The organism is Streptomyces thermovulgaris (assembly GCF_002155915.1).
GTDB lineage: Bacteria > Actinomycetota > Actinomycetes > Streptomycetales > Streptomycetaceae > Streptomyces > Streptomyces thermovulgaris.
Window position 1 is genome coordinate 1 of the sequence record NZ_MUME01000217.1, and the last position, 3,756, is coordinate 3,756.

2 protein-coding genes and 2 pseudogenes are annotated in these 3,756 nt (G+C 67.5%); 2 read left to right on the plus strand and 2 right to left on the minus strand.

Annotated features, from left to right (window positions below; translation table 11 throughout):
* Positions 1-299, minus strand: a 299-nt coding sequence (locus tag CCN35_RS17685) for an ATP-binding protein (protein WP_342748632.1), incomplete at its 3' end; no start/stop codon positions are given.
* A 305-nt stretch (positions 300-604) separates the two neighbouring features.
* On the opposite strand from CCN35_RS17685, the pseudogene CCN35_RS17690 reads away from it, so the two are divergent.
* Positions 605-1,878, plus strand: a pseudogene (locus CCN35_RS17690) (helix-turn-helix domain-containing protein).
* Positions 1,875-2,429: pseudogene (locus CCN35_RS17695) on the plus strand (flavoprotein). The pseudogenes CCN35_RS17690 and CCN35_RS17695 overlap by 4 nt, the downstream one beginning before the upstream one ends.
* Positions 2,430-2,662: 233 nt before the next feature.
* On the opposite strand, the gene CCN35_RS29550 reads toward CCN35_RS17695, so the two are convergent.
* Positions 2,663-2,878 carry a hypothetical protein gene (locus CCN35_RS29550; protein WP_245863228.1) on the minus strand — a complete coding sequence of 72 codons (216 nt, stop codon included), beginning with the start codon at positions 2,876-2,878 and terminating at the stop codon, positions 2,663-2,665.
* Positions 2,879-3,756: the final 878 nt, after the last annotated feature.

Here is a 3,756-nt window from a genome sequence, read left to right on the forward strand (position 1 = left end):
GCGGGGTTTTCCGTCCTCGGCGGGGTGGGCAGGTGGATCTCCGCCCAGCACCGCTTGCCCGTGGGAGCCGGCTCGGCACCGTGCCGGTCGGTCAGAGCGGCCACCAGGAGCAGACCACGTCCGCTCTCGCTGTTCTCGGCCGGGAGGCCGGGCCGGGGGAGCCGCGAGCCGGAGTCGTGGACCTCGATGCGCAGAACGGTTCCGGTGAGCCGGACGGTCAGGAGAATCCGGCCGGCACCGACATGCTGGACCGCGTTCGTGAGCAGTTCGCTGATCACCAGGGCTGCGGTGTGCACCACGTCGTCGTCCAGTCCTGTGTTCCAGCGCCGTATCCCGTCCACGGCCCGGTGCCCGCGCGGTGGTGACCGCGTTTGCCGTGGCCGGTACCGAGAAGGCGAGCCGGTGTGCTGCCATGGACGACCTTCCTTGCGAGAGTGGCGACAGTGGCGTCGGTGGTGCCACTTCAAGGAACCGGTCGGTCGTTGTGGTTTTTGGGTCATGCGCCACTGACGCATGGGGTATGCAAGAGCTGCATCGAAGCGAAACCCGGCTGATTCAAGCCCTGTTGAGCAGGCAGGATCAGCGGTGGAAGGGGCCGTGGCGGATGACCGAGGCGTGCGGCGAAGCTCGGCGGATCGGTGAAGTGATCCGTCGGGCAAGGGTGTTGCGGAGACGCTCGCAGAAGGAGGTCGCTGCCGCGCTCGGCTGTCACCAGTCCAAGACGAGCCGCCTGGAGAGCGGTCGTGGCACGGAGGACATCCGTGTCCTGCGGGCTGTTGTGCAGGAACTCGGCATTCCCTTCTGAGCAGTTGGGGCTCCGCGGCCACGTCTGGCGTCTCCGCTGCCGATTTCGGAGCCGAGGACGTGCATCGTCGTACGTTCCTTGCCGCCGGCGTAGCGGCTTTCGTGCCCTCTGCCGAACCGGTCGCCTCCCGCGACGAACTCGTTCAGGCCCTCCTGCCCGGGTTTGTTCCGGCAGGCACCGCTGCCCCGCTTGATACGGCCGTTCCGCGCAGACGGGTCGGCGAGGCCCGCAGACTCTTCCACACCTGTGACTACACGGCACTGGAACACATGCTCCCCGGCCTGATCGCCGACCTGCGGCAGGCCGCGCACGACGCGAGAGCCACGGACGCGTTCTCGCCGCTCCTGGCCACGGCGTACCAGACCGCGACCAGTCTGCTGCTCAAGCAGCACGACCAAGGGACTGCCTGGCTCGCCGTCGGCCGTGCGATGGCCGAGGCCGAACGCTCCGGTGATCCGCTGATCCTCGCCTCGAGCGTCCGCGCACAGGATCACGTCCTCGCCCGTGAGAAGCACACCGAGCAGGCCGTCGCCCTTGTGCGCCGCACCGCCGACCAGCTCACCGGTTCCTACGACCGCCGCTCCCCGGAGTACCTCGCGGCCGTCGGACTGCTGCTCCTGCGCGGTGCGACCGCGGCCGGCGGTGGAGGCAACCGTGCCGCCGCGGAGGAGTTCCTCTCCGAGGCGAAGGAGGTGGCACGGTACGTCTCCCTCGACCGGCCCGACGCCTGAGCCACCTTCGGGCCCACCAATGCGGCCCTTCACGAAGTCAGCGCACGGGTGGCCCTGGGCGACGTCGGCCTCGCTCTTCAAGCGGCCCACCTGCTCATGCGCCGCCGCATCCCCGTTCCGGAGCGCCGGGCCGCGCTGTGGCTGGAGGTGGCCCGGGCGTACAGCCGGCAGGGGCGCCTTGCCGAGGGCCACCGGGCCCTGTGCGTCGCCGAGACGTGCGCCGCACAGGATGTCCGCCGTCCCGCCGTCCGCGATCTGGTCGCGGAGATGGCGGCTCGCGACCGCCGTCGTACTCTGCCCGGACTGCACCGGCTCAGCCGACGACTCGGAGTGCCTGCGTGATCGATCCGACAGCCACGGGGAAGAAGCCCTTCTTGTACGTCGTCGTCTGCGCGTGCGGCATCGCCGCCGACGCCGGCAAGCTGATCGCAGCCGCGCAGTAACGGGGCTGGGACGTCGGTGTCGTCGCCACCCCGCAGGGACTGGCCTTCCTCGACGTGGAGGCCGTCCAGGAGCAGACCGGCCACCCGGTCCGCTCCGCCTGGCGCACGCCCGGTGAGGTGCGTCCTCTGCCGCCTGCCGATGCCATCGCCGTCGCCCCGGCCAGCTTCAACACGATCAACAAGTGGGCCGCCGGGATCTCCGACACCCTTGCCCCGGGCATTCTGTGCGAGGTGTACGGCCTGGGTGTCCCCATGGCCGTGCTGCCCTGTCTGAACGCCGCCCAGGCGGCTCATCCCGCCTATGCGCGGAGTCTGGACAGGCTGCGTGAGATGAACGTCATGATCGGCTCCTACGAGCCGCACCGGCCGAAGGCCGGAGGCGGGGCGGAGCGCTTCCGGTGGGAGGAGGCCCTGGACCTTCTGGAGCCGCGGCTCGGCCGGCGGCCGTGAGGCGCGGCCCGCCGACAGGGGCCCGGGTGAGGTGGTGCGTATCTGGCGCGGATCTGGCACGCGGTGGCTGATTTGTGTGCACAAACAACAGAGTCCAGGTCTCTGACCTGGGCTTTCTTCGTAGAGCGGGTGACGAGAATCGAACTCGCGCTCTCAGCTTGGGAAGCTGCGATCATTGGCGGCCGGTTCGGGGGCTGACCTGGGTGGATGGCCGGTGGCCGGGCTTGTAAGCTTCAGCGGCTTTCACCCTGGTTCCCCGTGGTTTCCCGCTCGATGTGGTGCGCTTGTGGTGCGGTGGTTGTGTCCTCGCCTGGTGCCGTCGACCCCTCGCTTTCGCCGTACAGGTCGGTGCGGAGCCGTTCCTTCGCTGCCTCGGGTCGTGGGCTGTAGCCGGACATGAAGATCTCGCTCAGTGTCTTGTCCAGCGTTCCTGAGATCGCGTAGATCACCAGACGGCTCGGTCATGCATGATTCCTTCAAGGCCGTCGGACCGGAGAACCAATTGGTACAGCCAGTCCGACAGCACTAACGTCTGATCACGTGTGAGCGTGATGGTGATCGCGCTCTCGTCCACGCCTCAACCTAGCCGCGTCGACTGGTGGTGTCGCGGGGCCAAGCGTTCCCAGCGACCAACACGCTTGCCAACTGTGTTGACGGGGCGACGAGCCTCACCGACTTCTCACGCACCGGTTGCCAGCCACCTGAGCGTCGATTGCCGTCAAACGGTGCCGCCAAAACGGCCCGGACCATGATCGTCCGGGCCGTTTGCGCTGGTGCCCCGGCAGGATCCGAACCTGTGACACCCGCTTTAGGAGTTCGATTCAGGCTGCTCTCGGTGGCTGCCGTCGGCTGGCCCGACGGCCGCTCAGGGGCGCCATTATGTGCCGCTGTTCGGCCTCGTTGATGTCAGCCGTGGATGTCAGAAGATGCGCGGAGCCTTACCGGCTGTCGAGTGAACGCAGCATGGTGCTTAGATGCCATGCGGCCCCGTCCGCTTGCTCGCCATCACCATGGACTGCTTCTACCGTCGCCATCAGTGCAGCACTATTGCTAGCACCGAGGCGGTACACCAGAACCACTCGGTCTTGGCGCTTCGGTATCTCGAACGGTGCGTGACCGAATCCAGCTGCTCGTAGACCAGCAGAGATCTCCGCTACCACGTTCTTCTTTGCTCGGGCTGCCCCCCACAGCGTTACGAAGAGTCTTGACGCTGATAGCGGCGTAGCCTCTTCCGCTGTCTACGGCCTTCTCAACCTCATTGAGGTCCAACGTGCCCTTCCTTTAGCAGGCCGTGACCCTACCCGGTGTGACCTGGTCCCCTGAGACT